11 protein-coding genes are annotated in these 16,541 nt (G+C 67.7%); 6 read left to right on the forward strand and 5 right to left on the reverse strand.

Going from position 1 to position 16,541, the window contains the following annotated elements:
* Positions 1-21 precede the first annotated feature (21 nt).
* The 3 genes from ACQHII_RS08940 to ACQHII_RS08950 all read right to left on the reverse strand — a co-directional run bounded on the left by ACQHII_RS08940 (position 22) and on the right by ACQHII_RS08950 (position 6,757).
* On the reverse strand, positions 22-3,363 hold the full coding sequence (locus tag ACQHII_RS08940) for an alginate lyase family protein (protein WP_427918760.1): 3,342 nt from the start codon (positions 3,361-3,363) through the stop codon (positions 22-24).
* On the reverse strand, positions 3,360-4,889 hold the full coding sequence (locus tag ACQHII_RS08945; RefSeq protein WP_427918761.1) for a glycosyl hydrolase family 28 protein: 1,530 nt from the start codon (positions 4,887-4,889) through the stop codon (positions 3,360-3,362). Before ACQHII_RS08945 ends, ACQHII_RS08940 begins: the two co-directional genes overlap by 4 nt.
* A gap of 350 nt (positions 4,890-5,239) precedes the next feature.
* Entirely contained in the window at positions 5,240-6,757 is a 1,518-nt protein-coding gene (locus ACQHII_RS08950) for an alpha-N-arabinofuranosidase (protein WP_427918762.1), read from the reverse strand.
* 574 nt (positions 6,758-7,331) lie between these two features.
* Between ACQHII_RS08950 and ACQHII_RS08955 the strand changes: the two genes are divergently transcribed.
* Genes ACQHII_RS08955 through ACQHII_RS08970 form a run of 4 tightly spaced genes read left to right on the forward strand, consistent with a single transcriptional unit; the run spans position 7,332 to position 12,607 of the window.
* Complete coding sequence (locus ACQHII_RS08955) at positions 7,332-8,681, forward strand: extracellular solute-binding protein (protein WP_427918763.1); 1,350 nt, start codon at positions 7,332-7,334, stop codon at positions 8,679-8,681.
* Positions 8,678-9,718 carry a carbohydrate ABC transporter permease gene (locus tag ACQHII_RS08960; RefSeq protein ID WP_427918764.1) on the forward strand — a complete coding sequence of 347 codons (1,041 nt, stop codon included), beginning with the start codon at positions 8,678-8,680 and terminating at the stop codon, positions 9,716-9,718. The genes ACQHII_RS08955 and ACQHII_RS08960 overlap by 4 nt, the downstream gene beginning before the upstream one ends.
* Positions 9,718-10,539 carry a carbohydrate ABC transporter permease gene (locus tag ACQHII_RS08965; RefSeq protein WP_427918765.1) on the forward strand — a complete coding sequence of 274 codons (822 nt, stop codon included), beginning with the start codon at positions 9,718-9,720 and terminating at the stop codon, positions 10,537-10,539. The genes ACQHII_RS08960 and ACQHII_RS08965 overlap by 1 nt, the downstream gene beginning before the upstream one ends.
* Before the next feature lie 58 nt (positions 10,540-10,597).
* Positions 10,598-12,607, forward strand: coding sequence for a beta-galactosidase (locus tag ACQHII_RS08970; RefSeq protein WP_427918766.1), 2,010 nt, complete (start codon positions 10,598-10,600; stop codon positions 12,605-12,607).
* A 299-nt stretch (positions 12,608-12,906) separates the two neighbouring features.
* Here the strand turns inward: ACQHII_RS08970 and ACQHII_RS08975 are convergent, their stop codons facing one another.
* Together ACQHII_RS08975 and ACQHII_RS08980 are read right to left on the reverse strand one after the other, a co-directional pair.
* The gene (locus tag ACQHII_RS08975; RefSeq protein ID WP_427925262.1) at positions 12,907-13,065 is read right to left on the reverse strand and encodes an SDR family oxidoreductase; all 159 of its coding nucleotides are present in this window, start codon (positions 13,063-13,065) and stop codon (positions 12,907-12,909) included.
* Complete coding sequence (locus ACQHII_RS08980) at positions 13,029-13,544, reverse strand: SDR family NAD(P)-dependent oxidoreductase (RefSeq protein WP_427925263.1); 516 nt, start codon at positions 13,542-13,544, stop codon at positions 13,029-13,031. The genes ACQHII_RS08975 and ACQHII_RS08980 overlap by 37 nt, the downstream gene beginning before the upstream one ends.
* A gap of 400 nt (positions 13,545-13,944) precedes the next feature.
* Between ACQHII_RS08980 and dctA the strand changes: the two genes are divergently transcribed.
* Positions 13,945-15,345: a C4-dicarboxylate transporter DctA gene (gene dctA / locus ACQHII_RS08985; protein ID WP_427918767.1), complete on the forward strand. Its 1,401-nt coding sequence runs from the start codon at positions 13,945-13,947 to the stop codon at positions 15,343-15,345.
* Entirely contained in the window at positions 15,345-16,496 is a 1,152-nt protein-coding gene (locus ACQHII_RS08990) for a glycerate kinase (RefSeq protein WP_427918768.1), read from the forward strand. The genes dctA and ACQHII_RS08990 overlap by 1 nt, the downstream gene beginning before the upstream one ends.
* Positions 16,497-16,541: the final 45 nt, after the last annotated feature.

Below are 16,541 nucleotides of genomic sequence, written 5' to 3' on the forward strand. Positions count from 1 at the left end.
CTCCAATCAAGCGGTGTCCGGTCAGCTCTGACCGGCAGTGATGGTGACTTGATCGAACTGAGCGGTGCCGAGGGCCAGGGGGCTGCGGGAGCAGACCACGAGACCCACGTGGTAGGGGGCGTCACCGAAGGCAGGGATCTCGCCGGAGGCGAGGTCCGTCCAGGTGACACCGTCGTCGGTGGACAGGGAGGCGGTGAAGGCGGTCCCGGCGCGCTTCAGCCGCAGTAGGTTGGGGAGTTGGACGCTGCCGTTGCCGGAAAAGGCGGAGGCGCCGGCGACAGTTTTGCGCAGCATGAGCTGCGCGGTGGAGCCTCCGGTGACGATCGCCCCGGCAGCCTGGTCGAAGGGCGACAGCGACTTCGCCATCAGCAGTCCGACCCGGTCGGCGGTGGCTCCGGTGCGGAAGACCAGTCGCGCGGTGACCGTGCAGTCGCCGGTGACGGGCTGGCGTACGAACTGCCCGGTCATTCCTTGGTTGTTGACGGTCAGGTCGGTCCCGGCGCCCCGCACCACGAAGGTCCCGTCTTCGTGTGAGGTACTGCCGACGGTACGGATGGCGACGACACCCACCGTTCCGAAGGCACGGTCGTCGAGGACCACATCGCCGAGGTCGGAGTAGTTCCAGGGGGCCGGCGGGGGTGTGCCGACTGTGAGCGTGAGAGTGCCAGTGCCCTCGCCGGCCGCGTTGCCCGCGGTGGTCGTGACGGTGAAGTCGCCGGTCTCGGTGGGAGTTCCTGAGATCAGCCCGGTGCGCTTGTCGAGACGGAGGCCGTCGGGCAGACCGGCGGCCGTGAAGCACAAGGGTTCGTGCGACCCGCGCAGCAGAAACCGGAAGGCGGTGCCCTTGTTGGCGAACGCGCTGGTGGCAGAGGCGAGTTGAGGAACGGACGGTGTCGGCATCTGCGCAGCGGCGGAGTCGGAGAGTGGGCCGCGTCCGGCGGCGTTGGTCTTGGCGACGGCGTAGTGATAGGTCACCCCGGGGGTGCCGGTGGCGTCCGCGTACCGGATACGGGTGCCGGACCCGACCGGGCCGATGCCGGTCGCGAGGGTCACGTACGGGCCGTGGGCGTCCGGAGCGCGGAGCACGGTGTAGCGGGCGGAGAGGTCCGGATCGGTCCAGGCCAGTTCGATGGAGTCCTCGCCGCCCAGGGCTTTCAGGTCACCGGCAGTCCGGGTCGGCTTCGGCACAGACCAGACCTCACTGTAGGTCGACGTCACAGTGACGTTGTCGAGGGCGCCGGTGCCGGTCTCGGCGTAGTCCTCGTCAATGCCGAGGCAGGAGGTGAGGACAAGTGCCGCGTAGGCCGTGTGCCCCAACTTCACCTCGGTGGTGCCGACTTCGGTCCAGCGGATCCCGTCCGGAGAGATGGCACCCGTGCAGCGGCGGCCCTTGCGGGTCACCCGCACCCAATATGGTGTCCGGAGCCGGTAGCCGTCGCCCGCGCCCTCGACATGAGGGGCTTCCAGCGGGGTGGCCGAGGCGGGCAGGTCGCCGAGGTTGGAGATCGGGAAGGCGGCGTTCACAGTGATCGCCGCCTGTTGCGTGGGCGGGACGGGCGTGCTGCCGGTCGCGGAGACGTCCGCCCCGGCCTCGGGGCGTACGGTCCACACTCCGCTCCAGGTGTGCAGCGGCAGCCCCTGGATGATCATGCCGGCATGCGCGGCATCGGGGTCGAGCGAGGCCCGGAGACTGACGCCGATCTTGGAATACTGGGAGCTGAGCGGCCACACGATCCGCGCGGTGACTGTGCCGTTGCCCCGCAACGGAAGGTGAACGACACGATAGGTGTCGGCGGTGCCGGAGGCCTCCAGCACGAACCGCTCGCCGTCGAAGGCGGCTGAACCGGGGATCTTCACGTCCCCGACGTCCTGGGTGGACCAGGGTGCAGGGAGACCGGCGGTGCCCGTGGCGGCCACCGAACACCCGCTGCCACCCTGCGAGTTGGAGGCGCTGACGGCGTAGTGATACGTCCGTCCCCCGCGTACTTCACCGTCCTCGTAGGTCGGCTTGTCAATGCCGGTGGCGATCACCTTGTACGGGCCCGCGGGCTTGGTGGCCCGGTGGACGGTGTACGCGGTCGCCCACGCGGACGGCAGCCAGCTCACGGTCACCGACGCCCCGTCGCCGACTGCCGTGACCCCTGTCGGCGCGGTGGGCGCCGTGACCGTTGGGACGGCCGCGTCGGCGTAGGCGAAGGTGCCCCAGCTGGGCAGGTCGTCGTTGCTGCCCTCGACGACCCGGGTGCCGCCGGTGCCGCGGAAGACGGCGTTCTTCGTGTACGGGGCGTCGAGGCCGCGCACGCCCGCGTAGTGCGCGTACGCCATCTCGTAGATGGGCGGCAGGTTGCCGCGCGAAGTGGCCGAGACGGCCGGCTTGATGTACTTGCCCGTGCGGTCGAGGTCGGGGACGAAGGGGACATCGCCGCCGAGGTTGTAGCGGGCGGCGTACTCGACGTTGGCGAGGATGCGGTTGTCGTCGAAGCCCCACAGGTCGACGCCCTGGTTCCAGGCGACCTGCGCGGCGTCGCCCATCAGGCCGACCGCGAGTTGTTCGTGGCCCTGGTCCCGGCCGCTTTCCTGTCCCTGGCCGGCGGCGGTGACGATGCGGTGGAGGACGCTGCCGTTGCCGGCGCCGGCCGCGGCGAAGCGCAGGGCGTCCTCGAAGAGGGCGGGCTCGTCACAGAACACCCCTATGGCCAGGATGGTCTGAAGGGCCGTCAGGTCCCAGTTGCCGTTTGCGTAGAGCGTGTATCCGGAGACCGCCGGATACCAGACGTTCAGGAAGGAGTCCTCGCAGCGGGCGATGTCGGCCTCGCTCCAGCCGTCGTAGCCGGTGTGGCGGAGGAGTTCGGCGGCGTTGACGAATTTGAAGGCTTGCAGGCCGGCGCCGAGGGGGCCGTCGGCGCCGGTGATCGCGGTGAGGGACGCGGACCAGGCGTTGAGGATGTCGCGGGCCTTGTCGGCGTGCGCGGTGTCGCCGGTGACCGCCCAGATGAGGGCGTTCTGGTAGGCGGCGGCCGAGTCGGCGACGGCCTGATTCTGGTAGTTGGCGGGGCCGCGGCCCCAGGTGGTGATCTGGCCGGTGTTCTGGATGGCGTACGTAGACTGCGAGCGGGCGTGCGCGGCCAAGGCGAGGTAACCGTCGTAGATCGGGGACTGCTTGGAGGTCACCGCGGCCCTCATCCGGGCCAGGTCGTCAGCGCTGTGCAGGAGCCCAGGGTGGGCGAAGGCTCGCGCGCCGGTGTCGTCCTGTTCCGTGGCCCGGGCGGTGGTGGGTACGAGCAGTCCGCTCGCGCCCGCCACCGTCAGCAGGGCCACGGCGCCGCCGAGGAAACCCCGGCGGCTCGTGGCGGGAGTGATCATGACGCGGCGGCCGCCTGGGCCTCGGCCGTGGTCAGGAACTTCATGTTGATCACGTGCTCGTTGGCGTACCACTGGATCTCGTCGGTGGTGTAGTACCAACTGGGCTTGCGCATCGTGTCGGCGACGACCACACCGTTGACCACGAGGTTCTCGAACGTGACGTTCTTGATGGCGTGGTCGGCGTCGTATCCCAGGAAGAGCGACGGGTTGGCGTGGGTGCCCGTGTAGGTGAGGTTCTTGATGTAGACGTCCTCGATGCCGCGGCCGACCGAGGTGTTGTACTTCGTGTTGAACATGACCCGCATGTTGACGACCTGGCCCCAGCGGAAGTCCTCGATCCTGACGTCCTCGACGCGCACGTTCCTGATCAGGTTGGAGTCGCCGGCGTTGAGGGAGATGCAGCCCTGGTAGTTCATCTGGGGCTCGCGGTGGTCGAGGATGTCGACGTTCTTGATGAACAGGTTCTCGATGACCTCGGGGTCGTCGGTGTTGCCGTGGGTGCCGACCTGGATCGCGTGCGCGACGTCCGCCCACAGGGTGCAGTTCTTGATGGTGAGGTTGCGGGTGTCGCCGTAGAAGTCGTCCCGGTGGTCGTAGATGGAGAAGCAGTCGTCGGAGGTCCGGGCGAAGCAGCCGTCGAAGGTGATGTCCTTGGAGCAGTACATGGAGTAGCCGTCACCCCACGCTCCCCACGTGAACACTCGGCCCTTCTTGACCTGGACGTGCTCCGCCTCCCCGAGGTTCACGCCGGCGCCGAACATGATGATGTCCTCGACTCGGATGTGCTTGCTTCGCTGGATGTGCACGCCGCCGACCGTGGAGGTCGGCGCCAGCAGCAGGCCCCGCCCCTTGACGGTCACCTTCTCCGTGTCCATGACGTCGATCTCCGCCTTGAGGACGGCGCCGCCGGCCAGGTAGACGGTCTTGCCGCTCGGGACGGTGAGGACGTTGCCGGTGACGGTGTGCAGACCGGGACCGAAGTAAAGGACGTCCGGGTCGTCGGCGGATGGCGCGCGCTTCTCGACACGGTTGGTGACGACATGCAGGCAGTCGAAGATCTCGTCGTTGATCTGAACGACGACGTCCTTGGGCTCGTCGAGGGTGAACCGCAGGGTGTCGCCGAGGAGTTCCGGCGTGATGCCCAGTGCGTCCGGTCTCACCCGGGCCTTGGTGGTGCCGCCCTTCAGGTACGTCACCTCGATCTCTACCGAGCCGCAGAAGTCGAAGTACACCATCGACGAGCCCCAGACCTTGCCGGAGCCGGTGACGGGGTTGATCTCCTTGGCCCCGGGCGCGTAGCAGGAGAGGGTCTGCCACTCACCGTCGGGGGCGGTGCGCACCCGCACCTTGAAGCTGGCCTGCGTAGCCACGCCGGACGGTATCGGGTAGGTGACCAGTTGGGGCGCGGACGTGTCCTCCGTCCCGTCGGCCCGGGCCGACGTGGCGGTCAGGTTGGTGAGTCCGGCAGCGAGCGCGGCGGCGCCGGCGGCCTGGAGCGCGTTGCGGCGGGACAGGGACGAAGACATACGTGACTCCTTGCGGGTGCGGAAGAGAGGGATGAGAGGAACCGGGACCTGTCGGCAGAGCTGTGGTGCGGGTCCGGGTGGTGAAGCCGCGTGGGGGGAGTCAGAGAGGACGACGCGGAGTCCTGATAGGTCACCCCGTCGAATCGACCGTTGCAGCGGTCGGTGGGGTTCAAGAGCAGCGAACTCCGTGGAGGAGGCAGCCAACCCGGCTGAGAGCGCTGCCACTTCGGGTTGGCAACCGACTTCACCGAGAGGCTGACCAGCGTCTGCTTGTCCCGTTTGCCGCTGGATACCGGCCCGTGCCGCGTGGGGAGAGACGCAGCGGGCAGGACGGCCGGCGAACGTACAGGTCAGACCAGAGGCGTCTGGAGCGTGAGGAAGGAATGGGGCGGCAGGGTCAAGGCCAGACCCCGCTCGGTGACCTTCAGGTCATCGAAGACTCGGGGGCTGACCGCTTCGGGGGCCTGTGCGGTGTTGTGCGACTGGAGCCGGTCCCCCGTCAGCAGGCGTCCGGCAACCTCGCCGACCAGGCCGCCGCGCAGGTCGAGCGTCACCTCGGCCGGCTCCTCGGCGTCCAGGTTGGACAGCGAGACGAGGAGCTGCCCGTCCTTGACGCTGGCAGAGACGGACAGTGTGTCCAGTTCGGTGTCTTCCACCTGGCGACGGGCTTCCTCCGCAGTGAGGTGCACCGCGAGCGAAGTGGCGTCCTGGTGGCCCTTGTTCATCTCGAACACGTGATAGGTCGGCGTCAGGACCAGTTCGTCACCGTCGGCGAGAAGCATTGCCTGGAGGACGTTGACGGTCTGCGCGATGTTGGCCATGTACAGGCGTGCGGCGTGCTTGTGGAAGATGTCGAAGTGGGTGGAAGCCACGAGCGCGTCGCGGAGGGTGTTCTGCTGGTACAGGAACCCGGGGTTGGTGCCGGGCTCGACGTCCCACCAGGTGCCCCACTCGTCCAGGACCAGGCCGACCGTACGGCCCGGGTCGTAGACGTCCATGACCGCGGAGTGGCCGGTGAGTATGCGGTCGACCCGTCGGGCCTGGACCATGGTCCGATAGTGGTCGTCGGTGTCGAAGTCGGTGGCGCTGCCCTTGGCCTCCCAGGGGCCCGCCATCGTGTAGTAGTGCACGGACAGGGCCTGGAAGAAGTTCTTCGGGGTCGCCTCGCAGCCGAAACAGCTGATCTGCTGCATCAGCGTCTCGGTCCACTTGTAGTCGTCGTCGGACGCGCCCGAGGCGATGCGGTAGAGCTTGTTGTCTCCGTGGTCGCGGCAGTAGGTGGCGTACTGGCGGGACAGGTCGGCAGAGTACTCGGCGCGCATGTTGCCGCCGCAGCCCCAGGTCTCGTTGCCGATGCCCCAGAACTTCACGCGCCAGGGCTCGTCGCGGCCGTGGGCCCTGCGCAGCCGCGCCATGGGGCTGTCCCCGTCGCGGGTGAGGTACTCGACCCACTCGCTCATCTCCTGCACGGTGCCGGAGCCGACGTTGCCGCTGATGTACGGCTCCGCCCCCAGGAGTTCGCACAGGGCCATGAACTCGTGGGTGCCGAAGTGGTTGTTCTCCTCGACGTCGCCCCAGTGGGTGTTGACCATCCGGGGCCGCAGCTCGCGCGGCCCGATGCCGTCCTTCCAGTGGTACTCGTCGGCGAAACAGCCGCCCGGCCAGCGCAGATTGGGGATGTTCAAGTCCCGAAGGGCCTGCACGACGTCGAGCCGGATGCCTCCTTCGTTGGGTATGGGTGAGTCCTCTCCGACCCAGAAGCCGCCGTAGATGCAGCGGCCGAGGTGCTCGGCAAAGTGGCCGTAGAGGTGGCGGCTGATCCTCGGGCCCTCGATGTCGAGGTTGATGACCGCGGTGGCGTTGGGCACGGACGTACTCCTGCAGTGAGGTGGTGGTCGTGAGAGGTGTGGCAGGGGCGCGGGGCACGGGGTTGCGGAGCGCACGCGGGAGTGGTGCGGCGATCCTTGTCCGTCGACGCCTCGTTCAAGACGTCATGAAGGATTAACAACCGGTTTCTTGTAGCGATACAAAGACGCTGCCACCGAGAGACTGGATGCGTCAAGAGTGTTGCGTCAAGGTTGTTCCAGACGAACTCGGGGGACGGACCGACCCTGCGATTACAGGACGTTCCGCCCCCTTGACACCGCCCTTGGGGCCGCTCTAGCGTTCGCCGAAGTTTTTCACGGCCGGTTTCCGCAGGCGAGCGTTTCGGGGCGCGACGCCACGCGGCCGAAGAACCGGTCCATCAACCCTCGACACCTACACCTGTGTGCCATCGGCACTCCGCGGTGGGCGAGGCACGCCGTGAAGCGCTCGGGGAGATCCCCGGCAGCCGAGTGCGGACCAGCACCCCCATCTCCTTGTCTCACACACTCCCCTTTCTTGGCCCACCTGTCTTCGCGCACCTCCCTGTACGCACACCGCACGAAAGGCTTCACAGTCATGTCCGATTCAGCCAGAGGCTCTCTCGACCGGCGCCGTTTCCTCACCGCATCGGCCGGTGCCGCGCTCACTGCCGCCGTCCTGCCCGGCTGTGCCACCTCCGTCGACTCCGGAAGTGGCGCCGGCGGCAGTGGAAAGACCCTCACCGTCATGACGTTGGTGAACGAGTGGGACGCGAAGACCAAGAAGACCATCGAGAAGCTGCTGGACGTGAAGCTCCGGATCGTCACCTACGACGTGACCAAGCTCAACGCGATGCTGGCCAGCAAGAACCCGCCGGACGTGGTCCGTAGCATCGGTGCGACGGACACGCCCTACTTCGCCGCCCGCGGGCTGATGACCGACCTCGACCCGTACCTCGCCAAGAGTGACGCCCTCAAGGCTTCCGACCTCGCCCCGGCCAACGACGTATGGCGCTTCGACGGCAAGAAGCAGGGCACCGGTCCCCGATACGGCCTGGCCAAGGACTACTCACAGGACTCCATGTTCTGGTACCGCACCGACCAGTTCGAGGCAGCCGGCCTGCAACTGCCCAGTGCCACCAAGCCGTTGTCCATGGACGAGTGGCTGGACCTCGGCAAGCAACTGACCAAGCGCAGGCTCGGCAAGGTGAAGGTGTACGGCCTGAGCGCCACGAGCCTGGGACTCTTCTCCCAGCTGATGTCGTGGACGGCCTCCGCCGGTGGGAGCCTGTTCGCCGACGACATGGCCTCGGTCGACTTCTCCTCCCCCGAAGCGCTCAAGGCACTGCAGTGGTACATCGACTACACCAAGGCCGACATCGGCCCGAGCGTCCTCAACCCCAACCCGGACGGCTGGGACGGGCCGACCTACCAGGCGTCCCGGATGGCGATGAGCTGCAACGGCTTCTGGTTCGGCGGGGTGATCGGCGGCGACGCGAAGCTCTCGGCGGTCTCGCGGTTCGCGCCCGCCCCGCAGCTCGGCAGCCACCGCGTCAGCCCCTGTTTCAGCGGCACCGGCTTCTGGATCCCGAAGGAGGCCAAGAACAAGGACGCCGCCTGGAAGCTCTTCGAGTGGTACTTCGCCGGCCAGCCGGCCAAAGACCGGGCGGCCTCGGGCTGGGGCCTGCCCTCACTGAACTCGCTGCGGTCGCTGGTCCCCCAGGACAACGCCTTCCACAAGCAGGCGTACCAAGTCCAGGAACAGGACACACCGTACTTCTCGGTCCTGCCGGTCAGCCCGTACGCGCAGGTGGACGCCTTGAGTGGAATCCTCAGCAAGGTGCTGCCGGACGCGATCAAGTCCGGCACCAAGGCCGGAAAGATCGCCGACACCTTGAACTCCCGTATGAACGACCAGCTCGCGCAGGGCAAGGAGCTGCTGGGGTGAGTACGGATCAGCTCACGGGACCAGACGCCGAGCCGACCGCGCCCACCACGGCACGGTCGGCGGGCGGCCCGCCCAGCCCGCACCGGGCACCCCGGTTCCGTTCGCCGCAGGCCCGCCGCAACGGCGCCTTCTACGTCTTTGTCGGTCCCTGGATTCTCGGCTTCCTGGCCCTGACGGCCTACCCGCTGGGCTACGCCCTGTGGCTGAGCTTCACCAACTCCGACGGTCTGTCCCCCAACGCCCGCTTCGTGGGGCTGGCCAACTACAGGGAGGTGTTCTCCGACCCGGACACGCTGGCGTCCCTGGCCCGCACCGGTCTGTTCGCCGCGATCACTGTGCCGCTGACGATCATCGCGGGACTCATCCTCGCGCTGCTGCTGAACCAGCCGATCCGCGCCCGCGGCCTCTTCCGGACTCTGCTCTACCTACCCGCCGTGGTGCCGCCGGTCGGCGCAGCTCTCACCTTCAAGCTCATCTTCGACCGCGACTCCGGTTCGGCCAACGGCATCTTGGACTTCTTCGGCATCGACGGGCTTACGTGGCTGGGGGATCCGTACGCCCGCTACGTGCTGATCATGCTGACGGTGTGGGGCTGCGGGAACGTCATGATCATCTCGCTGGCGGGGCTGCAGGACATTCCTCGGGAACTCCTCGACGCGGCCCGGGTGGACGGGGCGAGCCAGTGGCAGTCCCTCACCCGGATCATCCTGCCTCTGCTCTCCCCCGTGCTGTTCTTCCAGGTCGTCACCGGGATCATCGCCGCGCTGCAGACCTTCGTTCCACTGCTCATCTCTCTCGACGCCAGCCCCAAAGGCGTTGGGGCGGTACCGGAGAGCAACTACCTGATCATGATCGACGTCTTCGCCCAGTACTTCGCCAACAGCCGCTACGGCTACGCTTCCGCGCTGCTGTGGGTGCTCTTCCTGTTCATCATGCTCATCACCCTCCTCGTCTTCCGCCTCGGAAAGGGCGCGGTCTTCTACTCCGTGGACCCCGAACAGGCGAAGTCCAAGACGCGGACGATCGGAGACAAGTGATGGTGCTGGCCCGCCGCAAAGTCGTCTACATGCTCCTGATCGCGGCCCTCGTGCTGTTCCTCAGCCCCTTCGGCTGGCTCGTGATCACCGCGTTCAAAGCCCAGTCCGAACTGCGCGCCGTCCCCATCCACTGGTGGCCGCACCACCCCACCCTCGACAACTTCAAACAGGCACTGACCCTGTTCGACTACCTCGGCTACGCCCGCAACTCCCTGACGATCGCCGTCATCTACTCGACCCTGATCACCCTCGCCTCGGCGTGGGCCGGCTACGGCTTCGCCCGGCTCAACGGCCCCGGCAAGAAGCTCGTCTTCGGTGTCCTGCTGTCGACGTTGATGACACCGCAGATCATCACCCTCATCCCGACCTACCTGCTGTTCGCGAAGGCCGACCTGCTCAACACGTATGTGCCCTGGGTGCTGTGGGGACTGGCCGGGGCGCCGTATCTGATCTTCCTGTTCCGACAGTTCTTCACCAACATGCCCAAGGAACTGGAAGAGGCCGCGATCGTCGACGGCTGCGGCCAGATCCGCATCTTCTGGCGGATCTTCCTCCCGCAGTCCTGGCCCGTCATCGCCACCAGTCTGATTCTCTCCTTCAGTTGGAGCTGGGGCGACTACATCACTCCCGCTCTGCTGCTGGACGACGACCGCACCACGCTGTCCGTCAAGATCGCCACCGGCTACGTCAACGAACACGGCACCGGCCTCTACACCTTCGTCGCTGCAGGCTCCGTTATGTACATCGTCCCAGTGCTCGCCCTCTTCCTGATCCTGCAACGCGGCTTCATCACCGGTACCGCCACGACCGGCCTCAAATGACCGCCCGTGAGCAGGCCGTGACCATGACCAACCGACCGATTCCATCCGGAGCCACACAGTGACCACCAAGCCTGCCCTCGACGTCCCCGGCATCGCCTACGGTGGGGACTACAACCCCGAGCAGTGGCCCGAGGAGGTCTGGGCCGAAGACGTACGCCTCATGCGCGAGGCCGGTGTGAACCTGGTCAGCGTCGGCATCTTCTCCTGGGCGCTGCTGGAACCGTCCGAAGGTGTCTACGACTTCTCGCGCCTGGACCGGGTCCTGGACCTGCTGCACCAGAACGGCATCGCCGTCGACCTCGCCACTCCCACGGCGGCCCCGCCTGCCTGGTTCTTCAAGGCCCACCCCGACGCTCTGCCGGTGGACCGCGACGGACGAACCCTCTCGTACGGCAGCCGCCAGACGTTCTGCCCATCGAGCCCCGCGTACCGCGAGGCCGCTCTGCGCATCACGGGTCAACTGGCGCGGCGCTACGCCGACCACCCCGCGGTCGTCATGTGGCACGTACACAACGAATACGGGTGTCACAACGCGGCCTGCTACTGCGTCACCAGCGCGGCGGCATTCCAGGGCTGGCTGCGGACGAAGTACAAGAACCTGGCCGCGCTGAACGAAGCCTGGGGCACGACCTTCTGGAGCCAGTGGTACTACAACTGGGACGAGATCCTGCCCCCGCGGGCGACCGGCGCCGGCCCCAACCCGACCCATCTCCTCGACTGGCGCCGATTCTGCTCGGACGAGCTGCTGTGGCTGTACCGGGTCGAGCGAGGCGTGCTGCGTGCGGCGGCCCCATCCATCCCCGCGACCACCAACTTCATGGTCATGCAGGGCGCCGACAAGGTGGACTATTGGCGCTGGGCGCCGGATCTGGACGTCGTGGCCAACGACCACTACCTGATGTACGACGACCCCGAGCCTGAGATCGACGTCGCGCTGAACGGTGACCTGATGCGATCGCTGGCGGGCGGCCCGTGGTTCCTGATGGAGCATTCCACAGGTGCGCTGAACTGGCAGCATGTCAACAGGGCGAAGAAGCCAGGCGAGTTGCGCCGCAACGCGCTTGCGCACGTGGCACACGGCGCGGACGGCATCGCCTACTTTCAGTGGCGGCAGTCAAAGGCCGGCGCCGAGCAGTGGCACTCCGCCATGGTTCCGCACGCCGGCACGGACAGCCAGATCTGGCGGGACGTGGTGCGGCTCGGCGCAGACCTCAAGGCGCTCGCGGAGGTACGGGGCAGCACCGGCACCGCCGAAGTGGCCATCGCCTGGGACTGGAACGCCCGTTGGGCCCTGGAGGCCCCCGCACAGCCGAGCGCCGAACTCCGCTACGAGGACCTGGTCCGATCCTGGTACGAGCCGTTGTGGCGGTCCGGCGTCGCGGTGGACTTCGTACGCCCGGACGCCGACCTGTCGGCCTACCGAGTGGTGTTGGTCCCCGCGCTCTATCTGGTCGACGACGAAGGCGCCTCCAATCTCACCTCCTTCGCGGAAAGAGGCGGCACACTGGCCGTCGGCTTCCACAGCGGGATCGTGGACGAGAACTGCCATGTGCGGCTGGGTGGTTACCCCGGGGCGTTCCGGGAAGCACTGGGGATCAGGTCGGAAGAGTACTTCCCCCTCACCGAGGGTGAGTCTCTCGGCCTGAGCGGGGGCGGCACGGCATCGCTGTGGTCTGAGCGCCTGCGGCTCGAAGGAGCGGAGGCGGTGCTGTCGTACACGGAGGGCCCACTGGCAGACGTACCCGCCGTGACACGCCACGCCTACGGCCGGGGCACGGCGTGGTACCTGGCCACCCGTCCGGACGCCACGACCCTCGCTTCCCTCCTGGCCTGCATCCGCACCGAGGCCGACGTGGAACCGGTCCGCATCGCACCGGAAGGAGTAGAGGTCGTACGCCGACGGTCTCCGTCCGCCGACTATCTGTTCCTGATCGACCACGTCGGCAAAGGCGCGGAGGTGGCCGTCGCCGAGGACGCCGTGGAACTTCTCACCAGCAAGCCCACGAACGGTGCGGTGGTACTCGCACCGGGAGAGATCGCCGTGGTGAGGGAACCACGACGAAGCTGACACCGGACCACTGGTGTCCCCCCAACAAGGGGAGCGTCGTGGGTGAAACTGCTCCCACAATTCTGACGGGTGTTGTTGAAGCGCGCCTCGACCGAATTGGCGGCACCGCGGCGCCGGTGTCGGCCGCGAGGACGGACGGTTCGGAGCCTCCGAGTCCGAGCACCGACTTCTTGACCGCCGCAACGGCGATCGCGGCGAGAGATGAGCCGCACACTCGCTGCCGACCAGTGCCCGTGCCGTAGACAACCTCCGCTTGCGTTTCTGTTCCCTGGCCGTCCACACCGTTCCTGCGGGCCGGCTCACATGTACCAGCCGCCGTTGACGCCGATCTGCTGGCCGGTTATGAATCCGGCTTGGTCGGAGCAGAGGAAGGCACAAGCGGCTGCGAGGCCGTCCAACGTTCCGGCGCGGCGCACCGAAGTCATGGCAGCAACGGTGTCGACGATCTCTGGCGGGATGGTGGGGCAGTGATTCCTTCTGCGGCCAGTTCGACCGCGAGAGCCTTTGACAGGGCAATGACGCCGCCTTTGGTGGCGAAGTGGTGGGCCATGTTCGGGGCGCCGTGCTGCGCGCTGGAGGACCAGATGGTGACGATGCGCCCCACTTCTCGGCCCGCATGTCGGGGATGACAGCCCGGACACAGGTGAACATGCCGGTGAGGTTGGCCGGCATCGCCCGATCCCAGACATCGGGCGGGCTGTCGGTGACGGAGGCGAACGTCTCGACGCCCGCGCTCGTGACGATGATGCTGACGGACCGTACGCCTCGCGGATCGCGTGGATCGCCGTGGCGACCGCACCGCGGTCAGAGACGTCGCAGGCGTGGGCCGTCGCCTCCGCGCCGGTCTCACGGAGCTGGACGGCAACCGACTCGGCGGCTTCGGCTCGCCGGTCGAGCAGGGCCACGCAGTGCCCCGTGCCGTCAGACTGACAGTCACTCGGTGCAGACCGACTCTGCCGGTCTGAAGGGACCATCCAGCGAGTCTGTCCTGACCTGTGGGGCAAGATCGGCCAACCGCAATGCCACCTTGACCGGGGGCTGCGGTCGATCTCCAGATCCGTCGCCTGAAGCGCCTTGCCGTGCCGGTTCTCCTAGGTTTCGCTCACGAACAGAGCTGGAGCAACGGCGAACGGTGGGTGGACCGTGATGGCCGCAGCCACGGCTGTCCGAGCATCGCCGATGATCAACCCTCGATTCCCCAGCGGGAACACATAGGCCAGGCCTATACAGGGCATCGATTTTTGGTCGTGGACCCCCCTGCACAGCGCCCGGTTCACTGTGGCGCAAAGCACGCGCGGACCGATCGGGCTCGGTGCCGCGCGATCAGGGAGGCTGCAATGACGCATACCCCAAGCCACGGACGGGCCGAGCAAGCCGCGCGTATCGCGGCGAAGCCGTGGTACCGGCAGCTGTACGTCCAGGTGCTGGTGGCGATCGTGATCGGCATCGTGCTGGGCTGGCAGTGGCCGGACCTGGCCACCGACATGGAGCCGATCGGCACGACGTTCATCACCGCGATGAAGATGCTCATCGGCCCGATCGTCTTCCTGACGATCATCGGTGGCATCGCCGGCGTCGCGGACCTGAAGAAGGTCGGACGCACCGGGATCAAGGCACTGACCTATTTCCAGGTCGGCACGATCGTCGCCCTGCTGACCGGCCTGGTGGCGATCAACGTCTTCCGGCTCGGCGACGGCGTGCACGCCGATCCGTCGACGCTGAAGACGTCGGGCGACGCAAGCCAGTACATCTCGCAGGGCGAGCACCAGCACTGGTGGGAATTCCTCACCAACATCGTGCCGAACAGCTTCTTCGGCCCGTTCGTCGAGGGCAACATCCTCCAGGTCATCTTCCTGGCCGTTGTCTTCGGCATCGCCGTCAAGATGGTCGGCAAGACGGGCGAGCCGATCATCGCCGGCGTGGGGCGGCTGACCGATGTCGTCTTCAAGGTGCTCTCCTTCGTCATGAAGGCAGCGCCGCTGGGCGCCTTCGGCGCGATGTCGTACGCCATCGGAAAGTTCGGCCTGTCCACGCTGACCAGCCTCGGCTCCCTGATCGTCCTCTTCTACGTCACCTCCGCCCTGTTCGTCGTGGTCGTCCTCGGGGCCGTGCTCGCCCTGTACGTACGGCTGAACATCTTCCAGCTCTTCCGCTACTTCAAGGAGGAGTTCTGGCTGATCCTCGGCACCTCGACCGCCGAGCCCGCGCTGCCGGGGCTGATGCGCAAGCTCCAGTTCATGGGCGCGGAGCGGTCCACGGTCGGCCTGGTCGTACCGACCGGCTACAGCTTCAACCTGGACGGCGCGGCGATCTACCTCTCCCTGGCCACCCTCTACATCGCCCAGGCCACCGACACGTCCTTGTCCATCGGGCAGCAACTCGGGCTGCTGGCGGTCATGCTGCTCACGTCCAAGGGCGCTGCGGGTGTCGCGGGCGGCGGATTCATCGCGCTCACCGCGACCCTGTCGACGGTCGGGTCCGTGCCGGCCGCGGGCATCATGCTCATCTTCGGCATCGACAAGTTCATGTCGGAGTGCCGGGCACTGGTGAACTTCTTCGGCAACGCCGTCGCCACCTTGTTCGTCGCCAAGTGGGAGAACGGCCTGGACCTGGAGCGGGCCCGAGCGGTGCTGGCCGGCAAGGTGGGCGAGGTGCCGCTGACCACCGAGGCCGAGGCCGAGGACGTGCGTCCGGTCGCTGCGTCCCTCACCCCTCAGACCGCCGAGGTGGCGCCCTGATGGTGTCCGTACTGATCGCCCCGGACAAGTTCAAGGGCTCCCTCAGCGCGGACGAGGTCGCCCGCGCACTGGAACGCGGGCTGCTGGAGGGCGCCCCGGATGCCCGCGTGGACCGCCTCGCACTCGCGGACGGGGGCGAGGGGAGCGTGGCCGCCGCCTGCGCGGGACAGTTCAGCGCGGAGGAGATCACGGTAGCAGGGCCGACCGGGCAGCCCGTCACGGCCTGCATCGCGGTGCGCGGCCGCACCGTCCTCATCGAGGCGGCTGCCATCTGCGGACTCGGCATCCTGCCGGGCGGGCACAAGGCGCCGCTCACGGCCACCAGCCGGGGAATCGGTCAGGCCCTCCAGTACGCGCTGGCGGGCGAGCCGGACACCATCGTCCTCGCTCTGGGCGGGGTCGCCACCACGGACGGCGGGGCGGGCCTGCTGCAGTCCCTCGGCGCGGTGCTGGCCCGGAAGCACGGCAGCCCGATCGGTCCGGGCGGCGCGGGACTCGCCGAACTCCATACGGTCGACCTCGCCGATGCCCGCGCCGCGCTGGCCGGGGTCGACCTCGTCCTCGCCACCGACGTGGACAACCCGCTGCTCGGGGCGTCGGGCACGGCCGCCGTCTACGGCCCGCAGAAAGGCGCGACCCCGAGCGAGGTGCGGGAACTGGACGCCGCGCTCGCCGGCTTCGTACGGCGACTGGAGGCTGCGGGCACCACGGAGGCCGCCCATCTTGCCGACGCCCCCGGTGCCGGGGCGGCCGGCGGGCTGGGGTATGCCGGGATGCTGCTGGGCGGGAGGGTGCAGTCGGGGGCCGACTACTTCCTCACCCTGCTCGGTGCCGACGAGCTGCTGGCCGGCTGCGACTTCGTCGTCACCGGCGAGGGCAGCCTCGACGAGCAGTCCCTGTCGGGCAAGCTGCCGGTCGCACTCGCCCGACGGGCCCACCGACATGGCACATCGGTGCACGCGGTGGCAGGCCGCTGCGCTCTGCCCGCCGACACAACCGCAGCCCACTTCCGCTCCGTTCAGGCCCTGACGGACCTGACCGACCAGGACTGCGCGAGCGACAGGGCGCTGTCCACGCGGCTGCTCGTCCGGTGCGGTCGGACCCTGGCCGACCGCTGGTTGGAACACGCAGGGAGGGAAACCGGCAGGTAGAGCGTGCCGGGCCGCTCCTGCCGACGGATAGATTGAGCCTGCCGC

The organism is Streptomyces sp. cg40 (assembly GCF_050320165.1).
GTDB lineage: Bacteria > Actinomycetota > Actinomycetes > Streptomycetales > Streptomycetaceae > Streptomyces > Streptomyces hokutonensis.